This window comes from Streptomyces sp. NPDC048442, assembly GCF_040651475.1.
Lineage (GTDB): Bacteria > Actinomycetota > Actinomycetes > Streptomycetales > Streptomycetaceae > Streptomyces.
This window is the reverse complement of the sequence record NZ_JBEZKB010000001.1, coordinates 686,532-711,425: the sequence shown is the minus strand read 5'-3', so window position 1 is coordinate 711,425 and position 24,894 is coordinate 686,532. Positions and strand designations below refer to the sequence as shown.

Sequence of the window (24,894 nt, the reverse complement as noted above, 5' to 3'; positions counted from 1 at the left end):
CGCATTCGGCGTTCTCGCAGGTGCGGGGATCGCCGCGGTGGCGCTGCCCGGGAGCTCGGCCGCGGCAACGGCTCCGGCAGGGACACGAGCCGCCTACCTCGGCACGTACACCACGAATCCGGGCGGCGGCACCGGCATCGGCCTCGCTTCGTACCGTCAGAGCAGTGGCGAGATCGCCACGACCGGAGTGCTCGACGGGGTCGTGAACCCCTCGTACCTCACGCTCTCGCCGGACCGGCGGACGCTGTACGCCGTCAACGAGCAGGTGGAAGGGGCCGTCACCGCCGCCCGGTTGAGGACGGGCCGGCCTCCGGAGGTGCTGGGCAGCCGACCCACTGGCGGCGCCGATCCGTGCCACGCGTCGGTGCACCCCGGCGGAAAGTTCCTGCTCAGCGCCAACTACACGGGCGGCAGCATCGCCGTCCATCCCATCGGACGCGACGGCACGCTGGGCGACGCCACCGACCTCGTCCGGCACACCGGCTCCGGGCCCGACCCGGAGCGGCAGAAGGGGCCGCACGCGCACATGGTGGTCACGGATCCGGCCGGCCGCCACGTCCTCGCCGTCGACCTCGGCACCGACGCCGTGCACACGTACCGCCTGGACGAGCGGAAGGGGCAACTCCGGGAGGTGGGGCGGGCGGCGACGCGCCCCGGTGCCGGGCCGCGGCACCTGGCCTTCCACCCCTCGGGGAGGTACGCGTACCTCGTCAACGAGCTCGACAACACGCTGGTGGTCTGCGGATACGACCCGCGCACCGGCGCGCTGAAGCCGGGAGAACCGCAGGCCACACTTCCGCCGGGGACAGAACCTGCCGAGCGCAACTACCCGGCCGGAGTGGTCGTTTCGCCCGACGGACGCCATGTGTACGTCTCCAACCGCGGCCACAACAGCATCGCCGTCTTCTCCGTCGGCCGTGGCGGCGCACGGTTGCGGCTCCGGTCGGTGACACCGTCCGGCGGCTCGTACCCGCGGTACATCACGCTCGACCCGTCGGGCACGCTGCTGTTCGCCGCGAACCAGAAGTCGGGGTCGGTGACGACCTTCCGCGTGGACCGGGGAACGGGGCGGCTCACCTCGGCGGGACCGGCGCTCGCCGCGCCGCTTCCGGTGTGCGTACTGCCGCTCTGAGCAGGGGATTTGATGCGCGGACAGCCGATTGTCAGTGGCAGCGCCTAATCTTTTCCGTACGCAGAATTCGCGGAACGGAGAAGGAGTGGAGGCGGTGCCGCAGGCGGCGCGAAAGAGACTGCTCATGGAGGCCGTGATCGGAATCGAACCGACGTAACTCGCTTTGCAGGCGAGCCCCTGAGCCATTCGGGCACACGGCCGTGTGCTTGTTCGTTCTTTGACAACTCCAGAACGGTAGAACGGAATTGGGCCCCGTTCAAGGCCCTGGGGGTGCCGCAATGGGACTGCCACACCCCGTTCACAGAGGGCTCTTCGAGTCGTCCTTCAGAGCGCTCCGAGGAACGAGGTCACCGCTGCCCGGAAAAGGTCGGGATCGTCCACCCACGGATAGTGGCCCACTCCAGGAAGCCTCCGCCATTCGCCCCGGGGAAAGGAAGCCGCGACCGTTTCCCCCACGAGTACGCCTGTGATCGTGTCCAGTTCGCCGGTCACCACCAGCACCGGACAGGGCACCTCTCGCAGGTTCGCCAGGACGGCCCGCCGGGCCGGGTCGTCCACGCCCTGATGGAAGCCCGTCCGGGGGACCTGGCTGAGCTGGGCGGGCTCCGCCGCCGCATGGGTGCGCTGCGGGGCGTCCCACCTGGCGTAGGCCATCGGGGCCGCCCGCGCCAGCAGCGTGCGGACCTCCTCCGGTTCGGAGACCGTGGCGAGGTGCCGCACGGCGTCCGAGGCGTCCGGCCACCACTGCTCGGCTCGGCGCGACTCGAAGATCTCCCGTGTGTCGTCGGGGAGTTCGTCCCGTACGCCCTGGATGCGGCCCTCGGGGCAGACGAGGACCAGATGGCTCAGCCGCTCGGGATGGGCGGCGGCGTACGACTGCGCGGTGGCGGCAGCCGCGTCGTGCGCCAGCAGGGCGAAGCGCTCCAGGCCGAGGTGCGCGCGCAACGATTCGAGGTCCTGGGCGAGTGCGGGGAAGGCGTAGCGGTCCGGGTCGGCGGCCGGCGGCGAGCCGCCCGTGCCGCGGGAGTCGGGGATCAGGAGGCGGTAGGTGCGGTCGAGGCCGCCCAGGTTCCCCAAGTGGGCGGCGTCCCGGCCGGGGCCGCCCGACAGGCAGACGAGGGGGACGCTGGCGGAGGGGCCGAGCACTCGGTAGGAGAGTGCGGCATCGTCGTACGAGCGGTAGCGCGGCATGGCGGTACACCTGCCCCGTCCTGGCCGCGGCACCGGTTTCATCGCGTATCGGTCGTGCCCTGCTTGTACGCCGAACCGTCAGCGGTCGTGCACCGGATCGCGCACCGGTCGTACGACCAAGGGCGGAGACCGGTACCGCCCGGAGACAGGGTTCAACCCCGGGTACGGACCTTACTCTGAGCCTATGACCGCCCTGGGGCCCCGCGACGCCGATGTCGCACCGACCGAGATGTCCGCCGAACCCCCGCCCTCCCCCGAGGGGGTGCTGGGCAAGAGGCACCGGGCGCTGAGCATCGGCATCGTCTCGGTCGTCCTGCTGATCGCCTTCGAAGCGACGGCGGTCGGTACGGCGATGCCGGTCGCCGCACGCGAACTGCACGGCATCCCCCTGTACGCCTTCGCGTTCTCGGCGTACTTCACCACCAGCCTCTTCGCGATGGTGCTGTCCGGTCAGTGGGCCGACCGGCGGGGCCCTCTCGCGCCGCTGACCACGGGGATCGTCGCCTTCGCCGCCGGCCTGCTGCTGTCGGGGACGGCGAGCACGATGATGCTGTTCATCCTCGGCCGGGCCGTCCAGGGGCTCGGCGGCGGGCTGGTGATCGTCGCGCTGTACGTGGTGATCAGCCGCGCCTATCCGGAGCAGCTGCGCCCGGCGATCCTGGCGGCGTTCGCGGCGAGCTGGGTGGTCCCGTCGGTGGTCGGACCGCTCGCGTCCGGGGCGATCACGGAGAGCCTCGGCTGGCGCTGGGTGTTCGTCGGCATCCCGGCCCTGGTGGTCTTCCCGCTGGTGCTCGCCCTGCCGGCGATACGGCGGATGGCCGCCGGTCCCGCCGACCCGGAGGCACCGGTTTTGCCCTTCGAGCGCAAGCAGCTCCGGCTGGCGCTGGGGATCTCGCTGGGCGCCGGGCTCCTCCAGTACGCGGGCCAGGACCTGCGGTGGCTGTCGCTGCTGCCCGCTGCGGTGGGCGTGGCCCTGCTGGTGCCTGCGGTGCTCGGGCTGCTGCCCAGGGGCACGTACCGGGCGGCGCGCGGACTGCCGTCGGTGGTGCTGCTGCGAGGGATCGCGGCAGGTTCGTTCATCGCGGCGGAGTCGTTCGTACCGCTGATGCTGGTCACCGAGCGGGGACTTTCGCCGACCATGGCGGGACTGTCGCTCGCGGTCGGCGGAGCGACCTGGGCGTTCGGCTCGTTCGTCCAGTCGCGCCCGCGCATGGAGCCGTACCGGGAGCGGCTGGTCTCCCTCGGCATGGTCCTGGTGGCGGCGGCCATCGCGGTGGTGCCGACCGTGCTGATCCCGTCCGTGCCGGTGTGGGTGGTCGGCGTCGCGTGGGGCTTCGGCTGCTTCGGAATGGGCATGGTCATCGCCGCGACCAGCGTCCTGCTGCTGAAGCTCTCCGCCCCCGAGGAGGCGGGCACCAACTCGGCCGCCCTCCAGATCTCCGACGGCCTGTCCAACGTGATGCTGCTGGCGATCGGCGGCGCGGTCTTCGCGGCCCTGGGCGGCGGCACGGTCGCGGCGCACTCGACGGTCGCGGGTACGGGCGGTGGCTCCCACCCGACGGCGTTCGCGGCGGTGTTCCTGCCGATGGCGTGCGTGGCGCTGGTGGGGGCCTGGGTGGCTACGCGGCTGCGGGAGCGGGAGGCGTAGTGCCGTCGCGGCGGTCTCCTCGGGGGATCCCGAGGAGACCCTGCGGCAGCTTCGGGACAGGCCCCGGAGGTTCCGTGTGAGGTCCGTGTGAGGCCCGTCATGAGACCTGTGCAAGGCCCGTCATGAGACCCGTGCCAGCCCGTGCAAGGACCGTCATGAGACCCGTGCGAGGTCCGTGTGAGGACTGTGAGTTGAGTCCCAACCATGGCCCGGCCGGACGTGCTCACCACGCGTTCCGGTCGGGGCGCCGGTAAGGTGGCCCGGTTGTCGTACGGGACCGGGCCGTGCCCCGGTCACACTCCGCGACAGCCGCCACGTACCCGACGCTGCGACCGGAGACCGTGACTACTACCGCCTCCCACCACCTCTCACCCGCCTTCCCCGGCCGTGCCCCCTGGGGCACCGCCAACAAGCTGCGAGCCTGGCAGCAGGGGGCGCTGGAGAAGTACATCCAGGACCAGCCGCGCGACTTCCTCGCGGTGGCGACGCCCGGTGCCGGCAAGACGACCTTCGCGCTGACGCTCGCCTCGTGGCTGCTGCACCACCATGTGGTCCAGCAGATCACGGTGGTCGCCCCCACAGAGCATCTGAAGAAGCAGTGGGCGGAAGCCGCCGCCCGGATAGGGATCAAGCTCGACCCGGAGTACAGCGCGGGGCCGCTCAGCAAGGAGTACCACGGTGTCGCGGTGACGTACGCGGGTGTCGGCGTGCGGCCGATGCTGCACCGCAACCGGTGCGAGCAGCGCAAGACGCTGGTGATCCTCGACGAGATCCACCACGCCGGTGACTCGAAGTCGTGGGGCGAGGCCTGCCAGGAGGCGTTCGACCCGGCGACCCGCCGGCTGGCCCTGACCGGTACGCCCTTCCGGTCCGACACCAACCCGATTCCCTTCGTGGCGTACGAGGAGGGGAACGACGGGATCCGGCGGTCCTCGGCCGACTACACCTACGGCTACGGGAATGCATTGGCCGACGGCGTCGTCCGGCCCGTGATCTTCCTCAGCTACAGCGGCAACATGCGGTGGCGCACCAAGGCCGGTGACGAGATCGCGGCACGGCTGGGCGAGCCGATGACCAAGGACGCGATCGGGCAGGCCTGGCGGACGGCGCTCGCACCCACCGGCGAGTGGATCCCGAACGTGCTGGCCGCCGCCGACAAGCGGCTCACCGAGGTCAGGAAGGGCATCCCGGACGCCGGCGGCCTCGTCATCGCCACCGACCAGGACTCGGCCCGTGAGTACGCCAAGATCCTGAAGAGGGTCACCGGGCAGAAGGCCACCGTCGTCCTCTCCGACGAGAAGGCGGCGTCGAAGAAGATCGACCAGTTCGCGGCGGACGAATCCCGCTGGATGGTCGCGGTGCGCATGGTGTCGGAGGGCGTCGACGTGCCGCGCCTCGCGGTCGGCGTGTACGCGACGACGATCTCGACCCCGCTGTTCTTCGCGCAGGCCGTCGGGCGTTTCGTGCGTTCCCGGCGCAGGGGCGAGACGGCTTCGGTGTTCGTGCCGACGATCCCGATGCTGCTCGACTTCGCGAACGAGATGGAGGTCGAGCGGGACCACGTCCTCGACAAGCCCAAGAAGGGCAGCGAGGAGGAGAACCCGTTCTCCGAGGAGGACAAGCTCCTCGCCGACGCGGAGCGGCTGGAGGACGAGGAGACCGAGGACCAGTTGCCGTTCGAGGCGCTGGAGTCCGACGCGGTCTTCGACCGGGTGCTGTACGACGGCGCCGAGTTCGGGATGCAGGCGCACCCGGGCAGCGAGGAGGAGCAGGACTACCTGGGGATCCCCGGGCTGCTTGAGCCGGACCAGGTCCAGCTGCTGCTGCAGAAGCGGCAGACCCGGCAGATCGCGCACAGTCGCCAGAAGCCGGCTTCTGAGGCCGACCTGCTGGAGAAGGCCGCCGAGGCCCGGCCGGTCGTCACCCACAAGCAGCTGCTCGAACTGCGCAAGTCGCTGAACACGATGGTCGGGGCGTACGTCCACCAGAGCGGCAAGCCGCACGGTGTCATCCACACCGAACTGCGGCGGGTCTGCGGCGGGCCGCCGAGCGCCGAGGCGACGGCCGGGCAGCTCAAGGAGCGGATCAAGAAGGTGCAGGAGTGGGCCACCCGGATGCGGTGAGCATCCGAGGGACGGAGCGGGGCGGGGCGGGGCGGGCACCCCAGCACGCTGAGGCAGCTCCGCACAGGCTGCGGTCCCGGGGCCCGGAGCCCGGCGGAGTGAGCCCGGCGGAGTGAGCCCGGCGGGTGGGTCCGACAGGTAGGCCCGGCGGGTCCAGTGAGTCCCGTGGGCCCGGGTACGGCTGAGGGCGGGATCCGGATCTGTGCGTGTTCCGGATCTGTGCGTGTTCCGGGTCCCGCCCCGTCTGTTCCGCGAGGATGGGATCGGTCCGAGGGGGCCTGTCCGTGCCGCGCGGAAGGGATCGGTCCGAGGGGCGACCCCACGAGCGGCCCCCGGTCGGCCCCCGGCATCCCTGTCACACGAGGGTGCCGGTCGGCGCGGGGAAATGCCCAAAAGTCCCGCCCCGTCGTGACTTTGGTCCCGAGGGCCGGGGGAGGTCCTCAAAAGGATCAACTCCCTTCCGGCGCCCGGATTCTGGACGAGGTCTTCCGCTGAGCGGACTGGATCGCTACCTTTCCCGCAACGCATAACGCCCCGTGGCAGTGCCGCCCCGGAGCGCAGCCGGTGCCATGGCCTGCCGGCGGCCTCTGCGCGCGTCGCCGACGGGACCGGTGATGTGCACGATGCGCAAGAGGACCGCCCGCACTCACCACAGAGGAGTGGGCGTCGTGACCGCGGAGACTTCCCAGACGCTCGACCGAGGACTGCGGGTCCTCAAGCTGCTCGCCGATACCGACCACGGACTGACGGTCACCGAGTTGTCCAACAAACTCGGCGTCAACCGCACCGTCGTCTACCGGCTGCTCGCCACGCTCGAACAGCACGCGCTCGTACGCCGGGACCTGGGCGGTCGCGCCCGGGTCGGGCTCGGGGTGCTGCGGCTGGGACGGCAGGTCCACCCCTTGGTACGGGAGGCCGCGCTGCCCGCGCTCAGGTCCCTCGCCGAGGACATCGGGGCGACGGCCCACCTCACCCTCGTCGACGGCGCGGAGGCCCTCGCCGTCGCGGTGGTCGAGCCGACCTGGACGGACTACCACGTGGCCTACCGGGCGGGCTTCCGACATCCGCTCGACCGGGGCGCCGCAGGCCGGGCGATCCTGAGCGCGCGGCAGAACGTACTGACCGAGCCCGGGTACACGCTCACCCACGGCGAGCTGGAGGCCGGTGCGAGCGGGGCCGCCGCCCCGCTGATAGGGGTCACCGGGGTGGAGGGCAGCGTGGGCGTCGTGATGCTGTCGGACTCGGTGCCGGAGCGGGTCGGGCCCCGGGTGGTCGACGCGGCCAAGGAGGTCGCGGACGCGCTGCGCTGAGGGCGGGCGCGGCAGCAGGGGCAGGCCAGTGGAAGCAGAGGCGCGCCCCGGTGACGGCAGGGGGTACCCACCGGCGGCAGCAGGGGCGCGCCCCGGTGGGACGCCGGGACGTGCGGAGGTGGCCGTTAGATTGGGGGAGTGCTCCCTCTTCTCTCTCGGCTCTCCCGCAACAGCCGTCTCGCCGTCTGCGCCCTGCCCGTCGTCGCACTGCTCGGGGTGGCCGCCCTGGCGCCGCTGCCGTTCGCGGTGGCCCAGCCCGGGTCGGCCACCGACGTCCTGGGCAAGGACAGCGAGGGCCGGCCGGTTATCAGCGTGACCGGCGTGCCGACCCGGGAGACCACCGGGAAGCTGCGGATGACGACCATCGTGGCGACCGGCCCGTCCATCGACCACCGGGTCGGCGAGCTGGCCGACGCCTGGTTCCGCGACGACCGGGCCGTCATGCCGCACGACGTCGTCTACCCGACCGGCGGCGACGACGAGGAGATCGCCGAGTACAACAAGGGGGAGATGCTCAAGTCGCAGAACAGTGCCGTCTCCGCCGCGCTCGGCTACCTCGGCGAGAAGGGCAAGGACGTCCGGGGCAAGGATGCCAAGGTCGACCTTCACCTTGCCGACGTCGGCGGCCCCAGTGCAGGGCTCCTCTTCACGCTCGGCATCATCGACAAGATCGACGGCAACGGCGCGGGCGGCGACCTGACGGGCGGCCGCGACATCGCCGGTACGGGGACCATCGACGCGGACGGAACCGTCGGCCAGGTCGGTGGCGTACCCCTGAAGATCAAGGGGGCCAGGGAGGACGGCGCGACCGTCTTCCTCGTACCGAAGGACGAGTGCTCGCAGGCGAAGACCGGCCTGCCGGCCGGGATGCGCCTGGTTCCCGTGAGCACCCTCGACGGGGCGGTGACCGCGCTCAGGGAGCTGGGGAAGCCGGGCGGGACGGGGAAGGTCCCGAGCTGCTGACAGAGCCTGCCGCAATTGTTCCGGCGCCCGCGCCCGCTGCCGCACCGGCGTCCTTGCCTGCTAGTGAGTTGCCGATGGTGGAGATGGTGGGGCGGTGAGGAGTGCGCCGAGCGGGCGCCGGCCAGCCGGTCTCGCACCGCCGGCGAGCTGTCTCGTACCGCTCACGAGGCGCCTGCGGTACGGAACCGATGCTCGCCGGCGGAGGAGGCGGTGGAGGTGACGGCGGTGGCAGCGCCGGTCGTACGGACGAGGCGCAGGCCCAAGTCGACGAGTGTCCAGCCCAGTTGGATGCGGATGGCGTGGCGGGGCGTGCCCTTGCGTTCCACCGAGCGGGCCCGGCGTTGAACGGCGGCCTGCTGCTGCAGTTCCGCGGAGCGGGCGGCGTGCAGGTGGCGGAACATGTCGGAGTGCATGGCAGTGCTTCCTCTCGGTAGGTCTTCGTCGTACCTGGGGGAGGGGTGCTGCGTTGCGCGGGGTGTGCGTGAGGCGAGGTGTGTGAGGCGGGGGGTGCGTGAGGCGGGGTGCGTCAGCCCTTGGGCAGGGGGAAGCCGTGCAGGTGGAAGCGGTACTTCTCGCTGCCCGCCGCACCCTCGCCCTTGGGGCGGTAGCTTTCGATCAACTCTTCGATGCGGCTGCTGAGTTCATTGGCCAGTTCCGGCGTCAGCGGCATGGTGTAGTCGCTCAGGGTGGAGGTCTGCCGCCATTCGTCCGGCCAGTCGCGTGAGGTGCCGAGCCAGGTGCTCAGGTCCTGGGTGTGGTTGTTGGCGTGCTCATGCATGAGGAGGTCCGAGGCGCCGCGCAGCACCGGGTCGGGGCTGTCGGCCAGTGAGCCGTCGTAGCGGGTTCCGTGGTGGGTGGACTGCCACCAGCGCTCACGGCCCTTGCCGCGCTCCGGGGCGTCCTCCACGAAGCCGTATGCCGCCAGTTGGCGCAGGTGGTAGCTGGTCGCGCCGCTCGACTCGCCCAGGCGCTCCCCCAGTTGGGAGGCGGTGGCGGGCCCGAAGTCCCTCAGTGCGCGCAGGAGTTGGATACGTATCGGATGGGCGAGCCCGCGCAGTGTGCGTGCGTCGAGCTCGTGGACCTTCCGTACCGAATCCTGCGGGGCCAAAGGTGCGTCGTCTTCGGGCATGCCCCCACCGTAAAGTTGCAAAGACTCAGTTGCAAGGGTTCTTTTGCAACTACTTCTTTGCAAGTCTGGGCGAGTCCGGACGGTCCCAACTGCCCATTCCCCAGCCCTCCTTGCCCCTCCTTGCCCCTCCTTGCTCCTCCTTGCCCCTCCCTACCCGTCCTTGATGAACCCCTCCGTCACCAGCCACTCCTTCGCCACCGCGTGCGGGTCCTCCCCGTCCACGTCCACCTTGGCGTTCAGCTCCCGCGCCACCTCGTTGCTGAGCTTCGCCGTCACCGGCGCCAACAGCCCAGTAATCGCCGGGTACTTCCGCAGTGTCTCGGTGTTGACCTCGGGGGCCGCGTTGTAGTTGGGGAAGAAGCGCTTGTCGTCCTCCATCACCACCAGGCTCATCGCCTTGATCCGGCCGTCCGTCGTGAAGACCTCGCCGTACGTGCAGGACGAACCCCCGGACACCTGGGTGTAGATGATCCCGCTGTCCATCTTCGCGATGTTGGCCGGCCGGATCTTCATCCCGTACGCCTTCTCCATCCCCGGCGCCCCGTCGTCCCGCGAAGCGAACTCGGGGGCCACGCACAGCGTCACCGCCGACGGGTCCTTCTTCGACAGGGCCGCCACGTCGGACAGTGTCCTCGTGCCGTACTTCTTCTGGTTGGCCTTGTTCATGGCCAGTGCGTACGTGTTGTTGAGGGTGGCGGGCGGCAGCCAGCTGATGCCGTTCGCCGCGTCCGCGGTGCGTACCGCCTCCCACTGCTTCTTCGGGTCGGTGATCGGCTTGCTGTGCCCGAGGTAGGTGATCCACGCGGTACCCGTGTACTCGTACATCACGTCCGCGTCACCGCCCTTGACCGCCTCCCGTGCCCCGATCGAGCCCTGGATTCCGGTCCGGTCCAGCACGTTCGCACCTGCCGCCTCGAAGACGAGCCCGAGGATCTGCCCGAGGACGAGCTGCTCCGTGAACTCCTTGGAGGTGACGGTCAGTTGAGCCCCCTTGAGCGGCAGCCCCGCACCCACCGTTCCCGGCCGTACGTCGTCCACCATCGGGCTGCCACTGGTCAGCCCGCACCCGGAGACGCACACGAGCAGACCGAAGGCGGTCAGCCCCACCGCACCGCGACGCCGCCTCATGTCCCGACCTCCAGTCCGCGCGGTCGCAGCAGCAGTTCCACCAGCGACGCCAGCCAGTCCACGAACAGCGCCAGCGCCACCGTCAGCAGCGACCCCAGCACCAGCACCGGCATCCGCTGCGTCGTGATCCCTGTCGTGATCAGGTCGCCGAGCCCGCCGCCCCCGCCGAAGGCGGCCAGCGTCGCCGTGCCCACGTTCAGCACCAGCGCCGTCCGGACGCCCGCCAGGATCAGCGGCACGGCGAGCGGCAGCTCCACCTTCGCCAGCACCCCGGCCCTCGACATGCCGATGCCGCGCGCGGCTTCGAGCAGCGTCGGATCGTTGGCCCGCAGCCCCGCGATGGTGTTGGAGAGGACGGGCAGCACCGCGTAAATGATCATTCCGATCAGGGCGGCCCGCTTTCCGATCCCCAGCCAGATCACCAGCAGCGCCAACAGCCCGATCGCAGGCGTCGCCTGCCCGATGTTGGCGAGCGTCGTCACCGCCGGAGCGGCCTTCCGCAGGCCAGGACGGGTCAGCAGGATGCCCAGCGGAATGGCGATGATCAGTACGAAGAAGGTGGAGATCGCCGTCAGCTCGACGTGCTCCGTGAAACGGAGCCAGACGTTGCCGCCGGCGAGCGCGTTCTCGGCGATCGAGTCCAGGTCGGCGGAGCGGAACCACAGCCAGGTCCCCAGCAGCACCACCGCCAGCACCGCCGGCATCAGCACCACCTTCAGCCACGTCACCCGGCGCGGCAGCCGCTCCGCCGCCACCGCCGACCCGACCCCGGCGGTCTCCGGAGCCCCGTCGCCGTCGTCCCGGAACGCGACCCCCTTGACCTCGTGCTCACCCTCGGGCCGGTGCCGGCCCGCGTCCGCGGGGCTCACGCCGGGTCCGCCTGCTCCCGCGCCGGCGGACGACGGTGTTCCGCCGCCTCCAGCCGGTCTGCCTCCAGCCGGTCTGCCTCCAGCCGGTCTGCCTCCAGCCGGTCTGCCTCCAGCCGGTCCGCTTCCAGCCGGTCCGCCTCCCGCATCTCCTGCACGGTGTTCATCAGCGTCGCCATGTCGACGACCCCGGTGAACTCCCCGCGCCGCCCGGTCACCGCCACCCGCCCCGCGTTGTCGATCAGTACGGCCTCCAGGGCGTCCCGCAGCGTGGCGTCCCGGGTCACGGTGTCGTGCACGAGCGTCCCCGCCCGCGCCAGCGACCCCTTCGCCCGCATCAGGTCGCCCCGCCGCAGCCACTTGTACGGCCTTCGGTGCCGGTCGAGCAGCAGCAGCTCGTTGGTCTGCGCGTCCCGCAGCTTGTCGAAGATCTCCTGAAGCGGATCCTCCACCGTCACCGTCGGGAAGTCCGCGATCTCCACGTCCCGTACGCGCGTCAGGTTCAGCCTTTTCAGCGCGGCCCCCGCGCCCACGAATCCGGACACGAAGTCGTCCGCCGGATTCGTCAGAATGGCCTCCGGCGTATCGAACTGGGCGATGTGCGACCGGTCCCGCAGAACCGCGATCCGGTCCCCGAGCTTGATCGCCTCGTCGAAGTCATGGGTCACGAACACGATCGTCTTGTGCAGCTCGCGCTGGAGCCGGATCAGCTCGTCCTGCAGGTGGTCCCGGGTGATCGGATCGACGGCCCCGAACGGCTCGTCCATCAACAGCACCGGCGGGTCGGCCGCCAACGCCCTTGCCACGCCCACCCGTTGCTGCTGTCCGCCCGACAGCTGGCGCGGATACCGCCCACGGAACTGTCCGGCGTCCAGGCCCACCAGGTCGAGCATTTCCTCGACCCGCGCGTTCACCCGCGCCCTGCTCCAGCCCACCATCTTCGGTACGAGCGCGATGTTCTGAGCCACCGTCATGTGCGGGAAGAGGCCCGACGACTGGATCGCGTACCCCACCTGTCGGCGCAGCTTCACCGGATCCATGTCCGTGACGTCCTCGCCGTCGATCCGGATCCGCCCGGACGTCGGCTCGATCAGCCGGTTGATCATCTTCAGCAGTGTGGTCTTGCCGCCGCCGGACGGGCCGACGAAGACGACGGTCTCCCCGGCCCGGATCTCCATGCTGACGTTGTCGACGGAGGGGTACGGATTGCCCGCGTACTGCTTGGTCAGGTTCTCCAGCCGAATGGCAGCACCGGATGCGGCCCCGGACACGGCACCGGACGCAGCACCGGATGCGGCCCCCGACACGGCACCGGACGCGGCACCACTCGTCGTCGCTTGCTCAGGCACGGATCCCCCTAGAAATGGTCAGACGCCCCACCAGGACGTACACGGCATCGAAGATCAGCGCGAGCAGCACGATTCCCAGCGTCCCCGCCAGCACCTGATTGAGCGCGTTCTTGCTGCCCAGCGACGCGATCCCCCGGAAGATCTCATTGCCCAGACCGGGCCCGGAGGCGTACGCGGCGATCGCCGCGATCCCCATCAGCATCTGCGTCGCGACCCGGATCCCGGTCAGGATCGGCGGCCACGCCAGCGGCAGCTCCACCCGTACCAGCCGCGCCGCCCGCGACATCCCGATCCCGCGCGCCGCATCGACCAGCGTCGCGTCGACGCCGCGCAGCCCGACGATCGCGTTCCGTACGATCGGCAACAGCCCGTACAGCACCAGCGCGATCACGGTCGGCGCCACACCGAGGCCCACCACCGGGATCAGCAGACCGATCAGCGCCAGCGACGGCACGGTCAGGATCCCGGACGCCGTCGTGGTCGCCAGGTTCCCGGCCCACTCGCTGCGGTACGTCAGGACACCGATCAGCACCCCCAGTACGGTCGCCACGACCATGCACTGGAACACCGCGCTGGCGTGCTGAAAGGCATCCGCCAGCAACTGCTGGTACCGGCTGCCGAGGTACTCCCAGAAATTCACGGGCCACTCCTCGGCGACGACAGTCGGACGACGGGTGACGAAAACCCTCGTCAGGTCAGACCGGAAGCCTGTTCCACCAACGGGATGATCCGCAAGGGAACGGGGTTCTCCATGACGATCGCCGTGGAGGCCCGGACGATGCCATCAAAACCCACAACCCGGTCGATCACACGTTGAAGGTCCGCATTCGACCGTGCGACGAGGCGGCACAGCATGTCCCCCTGGCCCGTCGTCGTGTGCAGCTCCAGGACCTCGGGCACCGATCCCAGGTGCGCCCGTACGTCCGCGCCCTGCCCCTGCTTGATCTCCAGCGTCGCGAACGCCGTCACCGGATACCCGAGCGCCGCCGGGTCCACGTCCGGGCCGAAGCCCCTGATGACGCCATTCGACTGAAGCCGGTCCATCCGCGCCTGCACGGTCCCGCGCGCCACACCCAGCCGTCGCGACGCCTCCAGCACTCCTATCCGGGGCTCACGGGCCAGCAGCACGATCAGCCGCCCGTCCAGCTCGTCCACGGCCACACGCACTCCCCGGGCTAGTCAACCGCTGATCATTCACTGGTCATCCTGTACAGAACGCCCGCCCATACTCACTCTTCACTGCACACCTTGACCAGCATTTACGCAAACTATTGCGCACCTTGCGATGCGGGGCGACGCTCCACCTATGACTGAGACCACTGCACACGCCACCCCCACTACCGCGCGCGAGGCCGATCCCTTCCCGGTCAAGGGAATGGACGCGGTCGTCTTCGCCGTCGGCAACGCCAAGCAGGCCGCCCACTACTACTCGACCGCCTTCGGCATGAAGCTCGTCGCGTACTCCGGACCGGAGAACGGCAGCCGCGAGACCGCCAGTTACGTCCTGGAGAGCGGCGCGGCCCGCTTCGTCCTCACCTCCGTCATCAAGGCCGCCACCGACTGGGGCCACTTCCTCGAAGCCCATGTCGCCGAGCACGGCGACGGCGTCATCGACCTCGCCATCGAGGTCCCGGACGCGCGTGCCGCCTACGCCTACGCCGTCGAGCACGGCGCCACCGGCCTTGAGGAGCCGTACGAGACGAAGGACGAGCACGGCACCGTCGTACGCGCCGCCATCGCCACGTACGGGCAGACCCGCCACACCCTCGTCGAGCGCAGCGGCTACAACGGCCCCTACCTGCCGGGCTTCGTCCCCGCGAAGCCGATCGTGGAGCCCCCGGCCAAGCGGACCTTCCAGGCCATCGACCACTGCGTCGGCAACGTGGAACTCGGCAAGATGAACGAGTGGTGCGCCTTCTACAACAAGGTCATGGGCTTCACGAACATGAAGGAGTTCGTGGGCGACGACATCGCCACCGAGTACAGCGCGCTGATGTCGAAGGTCGTCGCGGACGGCACCAAGAAGGTCAAGTTCCCGATCAACGAGCCGGCGATCGCGAAGAAGAAGTCGCAGATCGACGAGTACCTCGAGTTCTACGGTGGCCCCGGCGTCCAGCACATGGCGCTCGCCACCAACGACATCGTGGCCACGGTGAAGACCATGCGGGCCGCGGGCATCGAGTTCCTCGACGTACCCGACAGCTACTACGACACCCTCGGCGAGTGGGCGGGCGAGACCCGCGTCCCCGTCGAGATCCTGCGCGAGCAGAAGATCCTCGTCGACCGCGACGAGGACGGCTACCTGCTGCAGATCTTCACCAAGCCGGTCCAGGACCGCCCGACCGTCTTCTTCGAGATGATCGAGCGGCACGGCTCCATGGGCTTCGGCAAGGGCAACTTCAAGGCCCTCTTCGAGGCGATCGAGCGCGAGCAGGAGAAGCGCGGCAACCTCTAGCCATCCGGCTCGCCCCCGGCAACTTCCCCTGCCGGGAGCGCGATTGACCCTGCGGCCCCACGGACCTGCCCCCGTGGGGCCGCAGTGCATTCCGCCTCCCGTACTCTCGAACCCCTTTGTCCAGCAGGAGGGTTCCCATGGCCGCGGCCGTACTGACCACATCCCGTCTGATCCTCCGCGCGTTCGCCGAGGGCGACGCCGAGGCCATCACCCGGCTGATGACCGACCTGGCCGTCCGCCGCTATCTCGGCGGCCCGGTCACCGAGGAACGGATGGCGGCGATTCGGGCCGCGTACGTGGGGGCGCCGGGCGTGTACGCCGTGGCCCTCGCCCCCGCCGGCCCGCTCCTCGGCGTCGTCTCCCTCACCCCGTACGAGCGGCTCGCCGGCCGTACCGAGATCTCGTACGCGTTCCTGCCGGAGCACTGGGGCCAGGGGTACGCGCGTGAGGCGGTCTCCGCGCTCCTCAAGTACCAGGCACAGGAGGGTGGTTCGCCGCTCCTCGCCCTCACCCAGGAGGCGAACGCCCGCTCCCGGTACCTGCTGGAGGCCCTCGGGATGCGGGTGGTCGACTCGTACGAGGAGTGGGGTGCGAGGCAGGTTTTGTACGAGGTGGGCAGGGGCGGGCCGCAGTGGCCCTAAGGGGTGACCCTGACAACGACAGCCCCTCTGAGGCGAGTTGATCGGGGTCCGGTCAGGTGGGCTCTCCTCCTGGGTGACGACCCCCCGGGACGGGTGCGCGTCGCAGGATGTGAGGCGTACCGCGCCGTTGATCGTCAACGCCGCGTCGAAGCACCCGCCTGGAGAATTCCGTGAACCGTCGTACCCGTACCGCCCTGGCCACATCCCTCGTCCTCGCCTTCGCCGCCGGGCCGCTCGCCGCCCCGGCGTTCGCAGCCCCGGCACCCGGAGACACACGCCCCGCCGGGGCGGTGACCGAGCCCGCTCACGGTCCGGACAGAGCCGCCCTGGCGAAGGCACTGGAGGGGCTGCCCGACTCCGTCGCCACCTCGGCGGTCGTCCGGGTGGGCGGCAAGGGGAGCTGGCGGGGCAGTGCCGGGGTGCGGGACCTGCGGACCGGGGCGAAGGTCCTGGAGAACGCCCGCTTCCGGGCCGGTTCCACCACCAAGGTGGTCACCGCCGCACTGGTGCTGAAACTGGCCGCCGAGGGGCGCGTCGACCTGGACGGCACCGTGCAGCAGTACCTGCCGGGCCTGCTCTCGGACGCCTTCGAGCCCGTCACCGTACGACAGTTGCTCAACTACACCAGTGGGCTGCAAGGGGGCAGAACCCTCGGGGACACCGTCGACGAGGAGTACCCGCACCGCTTCGAGACCCTCCCGCCCGAAGAGGTCGTCGCGACCGCCGTGGCCAAGGGGCCGCTCCACGCGCCCGGCAAGGAGCAGCACTACGGCAACATCCACTACCTCGTACTGGCCATGCTCGTCGAGAAGGTGACCGGCGATTCGTACGCGCACCAGGCCCAGGCGCGGATCTTCAAGCCGCTCGGCATGCGCGACACGTCCTTCCCCGCCGGACCCGACCCGCGCATCCACGGCCCGCACAACCGGGGTTACGAGGACATGGAGGGGCGGATCGTCGACGTCACGGAGTGGAACATGTCTGACCGGAAGGGCGCCGGGGACATGATTTCGACGGTGGCCGACATGGAGCGGCTGCTCGTGGGGCTGTTCCGGGGCAGGGTCGTGCCGGAGCCGCAGCTGAAGGAGATGTTTACGTTCCCCGACGTGCCGGGGGCGCGGTACGGGGCCGGGCTGGAGATGTTCGAGGTGAACGGCCGCGAGGTCTGGGGCAAGACGGGGGCACGTCCCGGCTACCACACGGTCCTCGCGGCGACCCGCGACCTCTCCCGCACCCTCGTGTACTCGGTCACCGCGACCGACGCGAAGGGCGGCGGCCTGAGCCTCGCGCAGCGCTTCGCGTTCCCGGCGTTCAACCGCTGAGCGGTGGGGTGCGGGTCAGCGCTTCTTACGGGGGGACGGGGCCTGCGTACGGGTCTCCTGGCTCCGCGCACCCCCGCCCTGCCGGATGGACTGGCCGGACCGGGCGGACTGGCCGGACTGGCCGGACTGGCCAAAGGACCCGGAATTCGTCGTGGGCTTCGGCTCCCACACATTGCGCGGTCCGCCCTCCGGCGGATCGCCGAGCCGGGTCAGGGAGGTCTGCGCGCGCGGCGCCCAGAGGGGGGAGAACACCGGGTTCACGCGCAGCGCCTCCTCCAGGTGCCGTCGCGCGGCCCCGTAGTCGCCCGTCGCCCGTTCGATCTCGCCCCGGTGGTAGAGGAAGAGCGCACTGCGCACCCCCTCCTTCGTCGCCTTCTTGGCGTACTCCAGGGCCGCCTCGTCGTCGCCCGTACGGTGCAGCGCCCAGCCCAGCGCGTCCGCGACCTCCGGGCCCGGGTGCCGCGACCACTCCTCCCGCAGCAGTTCCACGGCCGTGTCCGCGTCGCCGTGGTCGGCCTCCAGGCGGCCGAGCACCAGGTCGCCGTCCACGCCCTGCTTGCTGTTCCAGGCGACCTGGGCGCGGGCGACCCCGTACTGCGGCTCGCCGTTCCCGCCGTTGGATTCCGTCAACTCGCCCAGTTCCAGGGCGTATTCGGGGCGCGGAGTGAGGGCGAGGGCCGCCCGGTACGCCTTCACCGCCTCCGTCGTACGCCCCAGTGCCGCCAGCACCCGTGCCCGGCCCGCGACCGCCGCACCCTGCTTGCGGTCCAGGGTGATCGCGGAGTCGTAGAAGCCGAGTGATTCCTCCAAGTCACCTCGCTCCCAGGCGAGTTCGGCGGCGCGGCGCAGCTGGTCCGCCTTCTCCGGAGGTGTCTGGGCCGCCACCACCGCCTCCGCCGCCAGGACCGCCGCGTCCTCCCGCCAGCCCTTGTCGCGGTACGTCTGCGCCGTCCAGCCCAGCGCCGCCGCCCCGCCCCGCTTCTCCATCAGGACCTCCGCCGCCCGCGCCGCGGCCTTCGGGTCGCCGAGCCGCCGGTAGGTGTCGATCAGCAGCGGGTACGTCGCCCACTCCTTGGGCGCCTGCCGCTGCACGATCTCACCCCACCGCTTGGCTGCCGCGAAGTCACCGCGCGCGTACGCTAGTTGGGCCATCGCCACCATTCCGGCGGAGTTGCCCTTCTCCGCCGGCCGTACGGAGAGGGAGCGCTTCAGCGCGTGCTCCGCCCTCGGGTAGTAGGCCGTGTCGGCCGCCCGCAGCCCCCGCTCCACCAGGGCCGCACCGAGCGCCGACCACGCACCGTCGTCCCGCGGGTGCGTCTTCACCCGGGCGTTCAGGGCGGCCAGCGAGCTCGCGGCCCCCGGGGCGCCCGCCGCCGGTTTCGCCGCCGGCCGCTTCCCGTCCCCCGACGGGGGCAGCAGTACGAGCGCCCCGGCGGTCAGCGCTGCCGCCGCCACCGTGGTGATGGCAGCACGCCGCACCAGCACCGAAGGCTTCTTCGGCTTCGGCTCAAGGCCCAGGCCCAGCCCTACCCCCAGCCCCGGCACGGGCCCAGGCCCAGGCCCAGGCCCAGGCCCAGGCCCAGGCCCCGGCCCAGGTCCAGGCCCCGCCGGTCCAATCCCCGGCCCCGGCCCCGGCCCCGGTCCAGACTTCGCCCCCGCCCCCGCCCCCGGCGACTCGGCGGCGGGCTCCCTGACAAGATCCGTGGCGGGCTCCGGTTCCATGGCGTCCATGCCGCTCACTGTGCGCCAGTACGACGAGCACACCCGTCCGCCGCGAACGGATATGCATACGGGTTCACACCGATGGCCCCGGGGTGCCAGGCTGGGCAGCATGGATGATCTTCAGAAACTGCGGAAGCTGCTGAGCGAAGGACTTCCGGACGAGGCCCTGATCACCGACCCCGACGTCATGGCCTCGTACAGCCACGACATGGCCAGTTTCTGCGCGGCCGGGGCGCCCGCCGCCGTCGTCCTGCCCCGCACCGTCGAGCAGGTCCAGCACGTCATGCGCACCGCCACTGCCTGCCTCGTCCCCGTCGTCCCGCAGGGCGCCAGGACCGGACTGTCCGGCGCGGCCAACGCCTCCGACGGCTGCATCGTGCTGTCCCTCGTCAAGATGGACCGCATCCTGGAGATCAGCCCCGTCGACCGGATCGCCGTCGTCGAACCGGGCGTCATCAATGCCGTCCTGTCCCGCGAGGTCGCCGCTCAGGGTCTCTACTACCCGCCGGATCCGTCCAGTTGGGAGATGTGCACCATCGGCGGCAACATCGGCACCGCCTCCGGCGGCCTGTGCTGCGTCAAGTACGGGGTGACGGCGGAGTACGTGCTCGGCCTCGACGTGGTCCTCGCGGACGGCCGGCTGCTCAGGACCGGCCGCCGCACGGCGAAGGGCGTCGCCGGATACGACCTCACCCGGCTCTTCGTCGGCTCCGAGGGCAGCCTCGGCATCGTCGTCCGCGCCGTGCTCGCCCTGAAGCCCGCACCGCCCCAGCAGCTCGCGATGGCCGCCGAGTTCCCGTCCGCCGCTGCCGCCTGCGAGGCCGTCTGCGAGATCATGGCGCGCGGCCACGCCCCCTCACTGCTCGAACTCATGGACCGTACGACCCTGCGCGCCGTCAACGCGATGGCCCACATGGGCCTGCCCGAAACCACCGAGGCCCTGCTGCTCGCCGCCTTCGACACCCCCGACCCGGCCGCCGGCCTCGCCGCCGTGGGGGAGATCTGCACGGCTTTCGGCGCCACCGCCGTCGTCCCCGCCGAGGACTTCGCGGAGTCCGAACTCCTGCTCCAGGCACGCCGGCTGTCGCTCACCGCACTCGAAGCCGTGAAGACCGCCACCATGATCGACGACGTGTGCGTACCCCGCTCGAAGCTCGGCGCGATGATCGACGGCACCGCCGCCATCGCCGAGAAGTACGGTCTGACCATCGGCGTCTGCGCGCATGCGGGCGACGGCAACACCCACCCCGTGGTCTGCTTCGACGCCGCCGACGAGGACGAGTCACGACGCGCCCGCGAGTCCTTCGACGAGATCATGGCGCTGGGCCTGGAACTGGGCGGGACGATCACCGGGGAGCACGGCGTCGGCGTACTCAAGAAGGAGTGGCTGGCCCGCGAGATCGGACCGGTGGGAGTGGAGCTGCAGCGCGGCGTCAAGGCCGCCTTCGACCCGCTCGGACTGCTCAACCCCGGAAAGCTGTTCTGAGGCCGGGGGCGTAGGACCAGCGGTGGGGCCGGAGCGGTCCGATGGTCCGATGCATCGGATGCCCGTCCCCGAATAGCGTGCGGAGGCAGGTCAGTTGTTGACCGTACCGACGAGGAGGAATCGTGCCCGCACGACTCGACCACACGATCGTCCACAGCCGCGACCGCTTCGCCTCCGCCCGCTTCCTCACGGAACTGATGGGCGCCCCCGAACCCAAGGCCTTCGGCCCGTTCGCCACGGTCCCGCTGGAGAACGGCGTCTCCCTCGACTACGCGGACGCGCGGGGTGCGCACTACGGCGAGGAGGGCGACGCCCCCATCGTGTCGCAGCACCTGGCGTTCCTGGTCACCGACGAGGAGTTCGACGCCATCCTCGGCCGCGTCCGGGAACGCGAAATCCTCTACTGGGCCGACCCGTTCGGCCAGAAGCCCCAGCAGATCAACCACGACCACCAGGGCCGCGGCTTCTACTTCCGCGACCCGGACGACCACTTCCTCGAATTCATCACCCACACGTACGTGATCGACTAGCTCTCCCCGTCCTGAGAGGTCGCCAGCAGCTCGGCCAGCGCGTCGTCCAGGCCGAGCTGCCCGCCCTCGGTCCCCGGCGGGACCATCGCCAGCGTCCGTCCCAGCCACGCCGACACGATCGGCGACGACGCCTCCAGGAGTGCGTCCCCCTCGGGTGAAGTCAGCGCCACACACACGACCGAACGCCCGTCGACCTTGGTCGGCCAGATCCGGACATCTCCGTGCCCGCAGGGACGGAACACCCCGTCGATGAGGAGTTCGCGCGCGAACGTCCAGTTGACCGGGTAGTCCGTTCCGATGTGGAAGGTCATGTGCACGGCGTACGGGTCGTTCGTCCGGTACATCAGCCGTGCGGGTACGGGGATGGTGCGCTCGGGGGACAGAACGAGGTTGAGCTCCAGCTCGCGTTCCACGACGGTGTGCTGCATGGGTGGTGCTTCCCTTCCGGTACGGGGCCCACGGGCGGGCCGTACCGGGTGAGAGCACGCTCCCCGCCTTTCATTACGCGACTTCCGCGAACTTTTTCCGCAGGACCGGCATTGACCGGAAAGTGGTGCATCCGGACGGACGGGCCCGTTGGTGGGCGGCGGTCTGGTAGATGTGGACCCCGGAATTCAAGACAACGAGGCCTCTAGCAGATACGGGACACGGTGATGAGCGCCCCCACACCGGCCAACGGCGGACACGCACCCGGCCACGGCTTCTATCCCGATCCGTCCATCCCCGGCTACGTCCGCTACTGGAACGGCAGTTCCTGGGTGCCCGGGACCAGCCGGCCGGCCCCCGCGGCCGGCGAGCCGATGCCGACCCCGCCGCCGGGCGCCGCCCCCTCGCCCGCCCCCCACTCAGGCCTCCCGAACCTGGCGTCGGTCCCGGCCCCGGCCCCGGCCGTGCCCCCGGTCGACGAGACCGGCCCGTTCTTCTTCGACGAGGAGGACGAGGCGGGCAGCCTCGCGCAGCAGACCGGGTACGAGGTGACCGGGTACGAGGTGACTGGATACGAGGTGGAGGTACGCCGCTCCGCCGATCCCGCCGTCGTCTGGCAGGCCGACACCGCCCGCCAGAACGGCTTCGGCGGCGAACGCGACCGCCGCGTCTCGTGGGGGTCCCCGTCCGCCCCTGACAGCCCGGGAGAGGCTGGTGCTGGTGCTGGTGCTGGTGCTGGTGCTGGTCCGGGCGCCGGTGCTGGTCGGGGCGCCGGTGCGGCTCCCGCCGACGGGCTGCGGCCGGGGCACCCTGCCACGTCAACACCCCCCGGCCTGACCCCCGCCCAGGGCCGAGCCCCGTCCGCCGACCCCCGCGCCCCAGGCGCCCTCCCCGCCCCCGCCCAACGCCCCGCCCTGGAATCCCCGCCCTCCGGCCGGGCGAACCCCACACAGCCGCACAGCCGGCACGGCAGCCCCGAGCCCCGCGAGCCCCTTGCGCAGCAAGCCCGCCCCGAGCCCCACGGACAGCAGGGCACCCCCGAGCCCCGTGGGCAGCACAGCACCCCCGAGCCCCGTGGGCAGCGGGGCCGCCCAGAGGGCGAGTGGGGCATCCCCTGCTCGAGCGAAGCCGAGAGCTTGGGGAAGGGTGGGCACGGGGCGGCCCCCCGCGGAGCCGCCCCCCTCGCCACCGCCCCACCCCGCTCCGGCCCGGCGACCCCGACGCCGCCCCGGACCACCGCCACCCCCGACGGCACCTTGTCCATCCGTACGGTCAAGCCCCGCCAGCGCCAACAGCCCGCTCCGGCCCACCCCCACCCCGTACCACCGCAACAGCCCTCCGCCCCACAGGGCCCACAGGGCCAACTCCCCGCCCAGGGACATCAGCCGACGCCCCCCGCCGCCTCCTGGGCCCAGCAGGTGAACCAGCTCGCCACTGCCCCCGCATCCGGATCCGCATCCGGATCCGCCCCCGCCCCCACCCCCGCAGCGGAGGGCCAGCCCGTAGTTCCCTGGAAGCCCCCCGTCGAAGACGTCTTCGCGAAGGCTGCCCGTGAGCAAGCCGCCGCCCGCCCGGCCGGTCTCGGCCGCCGGCTCGCGGCCCGCCTCCTGGACACGGTCGTGCTCGGTGCGGCTGTCGCCGCCGTCGCCGTACCCCTGGCGATGCAGGCCGTCGACCACATCGACGAGAAGATCCGCGCGGCGAAACTGTCCGGCACGACCGTCACGGTCTATCTGCTGGACGCCACCACGCTCTCCATCCTCGGCATCATCCTCGGTACGTTCCTGGTGCTGGGCGTCCTCTACGAGGCGGTGCCCACCGCGAAGTGGGGGCGCACGCTCGGCAAGAAGGCGTTCGGTCTCCAGGTCCGCGACATCGAGGAGCACGAGCCGCCCCGCTTCGGCGGAGCGCTGCGCCGCTGGCTGGTGTACGGGGTGCTGGGCGTCCTCGGCATCGGCGTGCTCAACGTGCTGTGGTGCCTGGTCGACCGGCCGTGGCGCCAGTGCTGGCACGACAAGGCGGCACGTACCTTCGTCGCGGGCGCCTGACCCGGCGTCACCGGCCCGGCCCCACCGGGCCCGCCCCACCAGCCCCGCCCCGCCGTCCCCCGAACGGCGTCCGAGCCGTTGCGGGCCCTGGGCACCGGGGTTCGACTTCCGGTATGAGCACCGACCAGCCGCCGCCCGGCGTGCCGCCTGAGAACGACCCGTTCCAGAAGTACCCGCCGCCCCCGCCGCCGCCCCCGCCGGGCGGCGGCAGCCCCTACGACCAGCCTCCGGGCAACCCGGGAGGCCCGCTGCCCCCCTACGGCGGCGGACCGTACGACGGCAACTACGGAAGCGGCGGCTACGGCGGCGGCTACGGCGGGGACGACCCGCTGGCCGGGATGCCACCGCTGGCGCCGCTCGGCAAGCGGTTCCTGGCCCGGCTGGTCGACCTGCTCATCGTGGCGATCCCGCTCGCGATCATCGGCATCCCGTTCGGCACGTACGACCGGATCACGAAGACCACCGACGACTTCGGCGACACCATCACCGAGGTCAGCAGCGGAAAGAGCGTGGTCTTCCAGCTGCTCTCGATCGTCGTGTACCTCGCCTACGACACGTACATGACCAAGAAGAACGGCGCGACGGTCGGAAAGCGCCTGCTGGGTCTGCGGGTCGCGATGCTCAACGACGGCACCGTCCCGCAGACGAACGCCGCACTGATGCGCGCCGCGGTGCTGCTGCTGCCCGCGCTGATCTGCTGCCCCTGCCTGTGGTGGCTGATCACGCTGGTGGTGATCGCCGTCGACAAGCCGTACAAGCAGGGTCTGCACGACAAGGCGGCGAAGACCGTGGTGGTCACCGCAGCCCCGTAGCCGGTCCGCTGCGCGGCTGCGAGGCTAGCCGCGCAGCGAGTGCTCGCCCACCGAGGACGCCTAGGACGCCGAAGACACCGAGGACGCCGAAGACGCCGAGGACACCGAGTCGCGTGCGCGGGGTCCGGGCACCCGGACCTCGTCGTACGCCTCGGGGGCGGTGGCAGGAACGGAGGCGGCCGTGGGACTCGTACGCGTACGGGCCCCGCGAGCCGCCTTCTTCGCGGCCCGCGCGGCCCTCGCCTGCGGCATCGGTACGGTCATCGCCACCAGCAGCCCCAGTCCCAGCGCCGCACACGCGATCACCGCGATCCAGGCGCCCGAAGTGGTCTGGGACAGCAACAGCATGGCGAGGGTGGAGAAGACCACGGTCATCGCGCCGTACGTGCACTGGGCGACCGTCGGGGCCGGAAGCTGGGTCCGGATCGGAGTCTGGCGCGTCGTCCGCTGCATGGCAGTTCCGTCCTCGGAGCACGGGGGTGGGGTCGCGGGGTCCTGGCTGACCCTACGACCATGAGGTTCCCGCACGGAACGGCCGGTAAGCGTGACCTAACCCACGGTGCCGATGCATGGGGGGCGCACAGTGTCATGACGTCGTCCGCCCACTGAGACG

23 protein-coding genes and 1 tRNA gene are annotated in these 24,894 nt (G+C 71.0%); 12 read left to right on the top strand and 12 right to left on the bottom strand.

Annotation, left to right across the window (positions count from 1 at the left end):
- The first annotated feature begins 37 nt into the window (after positions 1-37).
- Entirely contained in the window at positions 38-1,132 is a 1,095-nt protein-coding gene (locus AB0D18_RS03440) for a lactonase family protein (RefSeq protein ID WP_362411909.1), read from the top strand.
- A gap of 125 nt (positions 1,133-1,257) precedes the next feature.
- Here AB0D18_RS03440 and AB0D18_RS03435 read toward each other — a convergent pair.
- A tRNA-Cys gene (locus AB0D18_RS03435) sits at positions 1,258-1,332 on the bottom strand.
- Positions 1,333-1,456: 124 nt separating this feature from the next.
- Positions 1,457-2,323, bottom strand: coding sequence for an alpha/beta hydrolase (locus AB0D18_RS03430; protein ID WP_362411907.1), 867 nt, complete (start codon positions 2,321-2,323; stop codon positions 1,457-1,459).
- Between the two features lie 229 nt (positions 2,324-2,552).
- Here AB0D18_RS03430 and AB0D18_RS03425 point away from each other — a divergent pair, with 229 nt between their 5' ends.
- The 4 genes from AB0D18_RS03425 (at position 2,553) to AB0D18_RS03410 (ending at position 8,367) form a co-directional block, all read left to right on the top strand.
- Positions 2,553-3,971: an MFS transporter gene (locus AB0D18_RS03425; RefSeq protein WP_362412174.1), complete on the top strand. Its 1,419-nt coding sequence runs from the start codon at positions 2,553-2,555 to the stop codon at positions 3,969-3,971.
- A gap of 341 nt (positions 3,972-4,312) precedes the next feature.
- Complete coding sequence (locus AB0D18_RS03420; RefSeq protein ID WP_362411904.1) at positions 4,313-6,094, top strand: DEAD/DEAH box helicase; 1,782 nt, start codon at positions 4,313-4,315, stop codon at positions 6,092-6,094.
- Between the two features lie 668 nt (positions 6,095-6,762).
- Positions 6,763-7,404 (top strand): helix-turn-helix domain-containing protein, encoded by a 642-nt coding sequence (locus tag AB0D18_RS03415; RefSeq protein WP_362411902.1) that lies wholly within the window; start codon positions 6,763-6,765, stop codon positions 7,402-7,404.
- 138 nt (positions 7,405-7,542) lie between these two features.
- On the top strand, positions 7,543-8,367 hold the full coding sequence (locus tag AB0D18_RS03410; protein WP_362411899.1) for a hypothetical protein: 825 nt from the start codon (positions 7,543-7,545) through the stop codon (positions 8,365-8,367).
- 161 nt (positions 8,368-8,528) lie between these two features.
- Here the strand turns inward: AB0D18_RS03410 and AB0D18_RS03405 are convergent, their stop codons facing one another.
- The 7 genes from AB0D18_RS03405 to AB0D18_RS03375 all read right to left on the bottom strand — a co-directional run bounded on the left by AB0D18_RS03405 (position 8,529) and on the right by AB0D18_RS03375 (position 14,000).
- Positions 8,529-8,780, bottom strand: a complete 252-nt coding sequence (locus AB0D18_RS03405) for a hypothetical protein (RefSeq protein WP_362411897.1) — start codon at positions 8,778-8,780, stop codon at positions 8,529-8,531.
- Between the two features lie 113 nt (positions 8,781-8,893).
- On the bottom strand, positions 8,894-9,496 hold the full coding sequence (locus AB0D18_RS03400) for a winged helix-turn-helix domain-containing protein (RefSeq protein WP_362411895.1): 603 nt from the start codon (positions 9,494-9,496) through the stop codon (positions 8,894-8,896).
- Positions 9,497-9,646: 150 nt separating this feature from the next.
- Complete coding sequence (locus AB0D18_RS03395; protein WP_362411892.1) at positions 9,647-10,624, bottom strand: glycine betaine ABC transporter substrate-binding protein; 978 nt, start codon at positions 10,622-10,624, stop codon at positions 9,647-9,649.
- Positions 10,621-11,493 (bottom strand): ABC transporter permease, encoded by an 873-nt coding sequence (locus tag AB0D18_RS03390; RefSeq protein WP_362411889.1) that lies wholly within the window; start codon positions 11,491-11,493, stop codon positions 10,621-10,623. The genes AB0D18_RS03395 and AB0D18_RS03390 overlap by 4 nt, the downstream gene beginning before the upstream one ends.
- Positions 11,490-12,797 (bottom strand): betaine/proline/choline family ABC transporter ATP-binding protein, encoded by a 1,308-nt coding sequence (locus tag AB0D18_RS03385; protein ID WP_362412171.1) that lies wholly within the window; start codon positions 12,795-12,797, stop codon positions 11,490-11,492. Before AB0D18_RS03385 ends, AB0D18_RS03390 begins: the two co-directional genes overlap by 4 nt.
- Positions 12,798-12,831: 34 nt before the next feature.
- Positions 12,832-13,479 (bottom strand): ABC transporter permease, encoded by a 648-nt coding sequence (locus AB0D18_RS03380; protein WP_362411886.1) that lies wholly within the window; start codon positions 13,477-13,479, stop codon positions 12,832-12,834.
- A gap of 50 nt (positions 13,480-13,529) precedes the next feature.
- Positions 13,530-14,000 (bottom strand): Lrp/AsnC family transcriptional regulator, encoded by a 471-nt coding sequence (locus tag AB0D18_RS03375; RefSeq protein ID WP_362411883.1) that lies wholly within the window; start codon positions 13,998-14,000, stop codon positions 13,530-13,532.
- Between the two features lie 145 nt (positions 14,001-14,145).
- On the opposite strand from AB0D18_RS03375, the gene hppD reads away from it, so the two are divergent.
- The 3 genes from hppD to AB0D18_RS03360 all read left to right on the top strand — a co-directional run bounded on the left by hppD (position 14,146) and on the right by AB0D18_RS03360 (position 17,257).
- Entirely contained in the window at positions 14,146-15,294 is a 1,149-nt protein-coding gene (gene hppD / locus AB0D18_RS03370; RefSeq protein ID WP_362411880.1) for a 4-hydroxyphenylpyruvate dioxygenase, read from the top strand.
- 137 nt (positions 15,295-15,431) lie between these two features.
- Complete coding sequence (locus AB0D18_RS03365; protein WP_362411877.1) at positions 15,432-15,935, top strand: GNAT family N-acetyltransferase; 504 nt, start codon at positions 15,432-15,434, stop codon at positions 15,933-15,935.
- Between the two features lie 170 nt (positions 15,936-16,105).
- Complete coding sequence (locus AB0D18_RS03360) at positions 16,106-17,257, top strand: serine hydrolase domain-containing protein (protein WP_362411874.1); 1,152 nt, start codon at positions 16,106-16,108, stop codon at positions 17,255-17,257.
- 15 nt (positions 17,258-17,272) lie between these two features.
- On the opposite strand, the gene AB0D18_RS03355 is transcribed toward AB0D18_RS03360, so the two are convergent.
- Positions 17,273-18,802 (bottom strand): tetratricopeptide repeat protein, encoded by a 1,530-nt coding sequence (locus AB0D18_RS03355; RefSeq protein WP_362411871.1) that lies wholly within the window; start codon positions 18,800-18,802, stop codon positions 17,273-17,275.
- Positions 18,803-19,088: 286 nt separating this feature from the next.
- Between AB0D18_RS03355 and AB0D18_RS03350 the strand changes: the two genes are divergently transcribed.
- Complete coding sequence (locus AB0D18_RS03350) at positions 19,089-20,465, top strand: FAD-linked oxidase C-terminal domain-containing protein (protein WP_362411868.1); 1,377 nt, start codon at positions 19,089-19,091, stop codon at positions 20,463-20,465.
- A 122-nt stretch (positions 20,466-20,587) separates the two neighbouring features.
- The gene (locus tag AB0D18_RS03345; RefSeq protein ID WP_362411865.1) at positions 20,588-20,995 is read left to right on the top strand and encodes a VOC family protein; all 408 of its coding nucleotides are present in this window, start codon (positions 20,588-20,590) and stop codon (positions 20,993-20,995) included.
- Here AB0D18_RS03345 and AB0D18_RS03340 read toward each other — a convergent pair.
- Positions 20,992-21,423 carry an SsgA family sporulation/cell division regulator gene (locus AB0D18_RS03340; RefSeq protein WP_362411862.1) on the bottom strand — a complete coding sequence of 144 codons (432 nt, stop codon included), beginning with the start codon at positions 21,421-21,423 and terminating at the stop codon, positions 20,992-20,994. The genes AB0D18_RS03345 and AB0D18_RS03340 overlap by 4 nt on opposite strands.
- A 225-nt stretch (positions 21,424-21,648) precedes the next feature.
- On the opposite strand from AB0D18_RS03340, the gene AB0D18_RS03335 reads away from it, so the two are divergent.
- Complete coding sequence (locus AB0D18_RS03335) at positions 21,649-23,469, top strand: RDD family protein (RefSeq protein WP_362411859.1); 1,821 nt, start codon at positions 21,649-21,651, stop codon at positions 23,467-23,469.
- Positions 23,470-23,582: 113 nt separating this feature from the next.
- Entirely contained in the window at positions 23,583-24,281 is a 699-nt protein-coding gene (locus AB0D18_RS03330) for an RDD family protein (RefSeq protein WP_362411856.1), read from the top strand.
- 60 nt (positions 24,282-24,341) lie between these two features.
- Here the strand turns inward: AB0D18_RS03330 and AB0D18_RS03325 are convergent, their stop codons facing one another.
- Complete coding sequence (locus AB0D18_RS03325; RefSeq protein WP_362411853.1) at positions 24,342-24,734, bottom strand: hypothetical protein; 393 nt, start codon at positions 24,732-24,734, stop codon at positions 24,342-24,344.
- Positions 24,735-24,894: the final 160 nt, after the last annotated feature.

Bases quoted from the DNA above. Each gene is read 5' to 3' on its own strand.
- AB0D18_RS03430 (WP_362411907.1), bottom strand. From the start codon at position 2,323: ATGCCGCGCTACCGCTCGTACGACGATGCCGCACTCTCCTACCGAGTG.
- AB0D18_RS03425 (WP_362412174.1), top strand. From the start codon at position 2,553: ATGTCCGCCGAACCCCCGCCCTCCCCCGAGGGGGTGCTGGGCAAGAGG.
- AB0D18_RS03405 (WP_362411897.1), bottom strand. From the start codon at position 8,780: ATGCACTCCGACATGTTCCGCCACCTGCACGCCGCCCGCTCCGCGGAA.
- AB0D18_RS03400 (WP_362411895.1), bottom strand. From the start codon at position 9,496: ATGCCCGAAGACGACGCACCTTTGGCCCCGCAGGATTCGGTACGGAAG.
- AB0D18_RS03395 (WP_362411892.1), bottom strand. From the start codon at position 10,624: ATGAGGCGGCGTCGCGGTGCGGTGGGGCTGACCGCCTTCGGTCTGCTC.
- hppD (WP_362411880.1), top strand. From the start codon at position 14,146: ATGACTGAGACCACTGCACACGCCACCCCCACTACCGCGCGCGAGGCC.
- AB0D18_RS03365 (WP_362411877.1), top strand. From the start codon at position 15,432: ATGGCCGCGGCCGTACTGACCACATCCCGTCTGATCCTCCGCGCGTTC.
- AB0D18_RS03350 (WP_362411868.1), top strand. From the start codon at position 19,089: ATGGATGATCTTCAGAAACTGCGGAAGCTGCTGAGCGAAGGACTTCCG.
- AB0D18_RS03340 (WP_362411862.1), bottom strand. From the start codon at position 21,423: ATGCAGCACACCGTCGTGGAACGCGAGCTGGAGCTCAACCTCGTTCTG.
- AB0D18_RS03335 (WP_362411859.1), top strand. From the start codon at position 21,649: ATGAGCGCCCCCACACCGGCCAACGGCGGACACGCACCCGGCCACGGC.
- AB0D18_RS03330 (WP_362411856.1), top strand. From the start codon at position 23,583: ATGAGCACCGACCAGCCGCCGCCCGGCGTGCCGCCTGAGAACGACCCG.
- AB0D18_RS03325 (WP_362411853.1), bottom strand. From the start codon at position 24,734: ATGCAGCGGACGACGCGCCAGACTCCGATCCGGACCCAGCTTCCGGCC.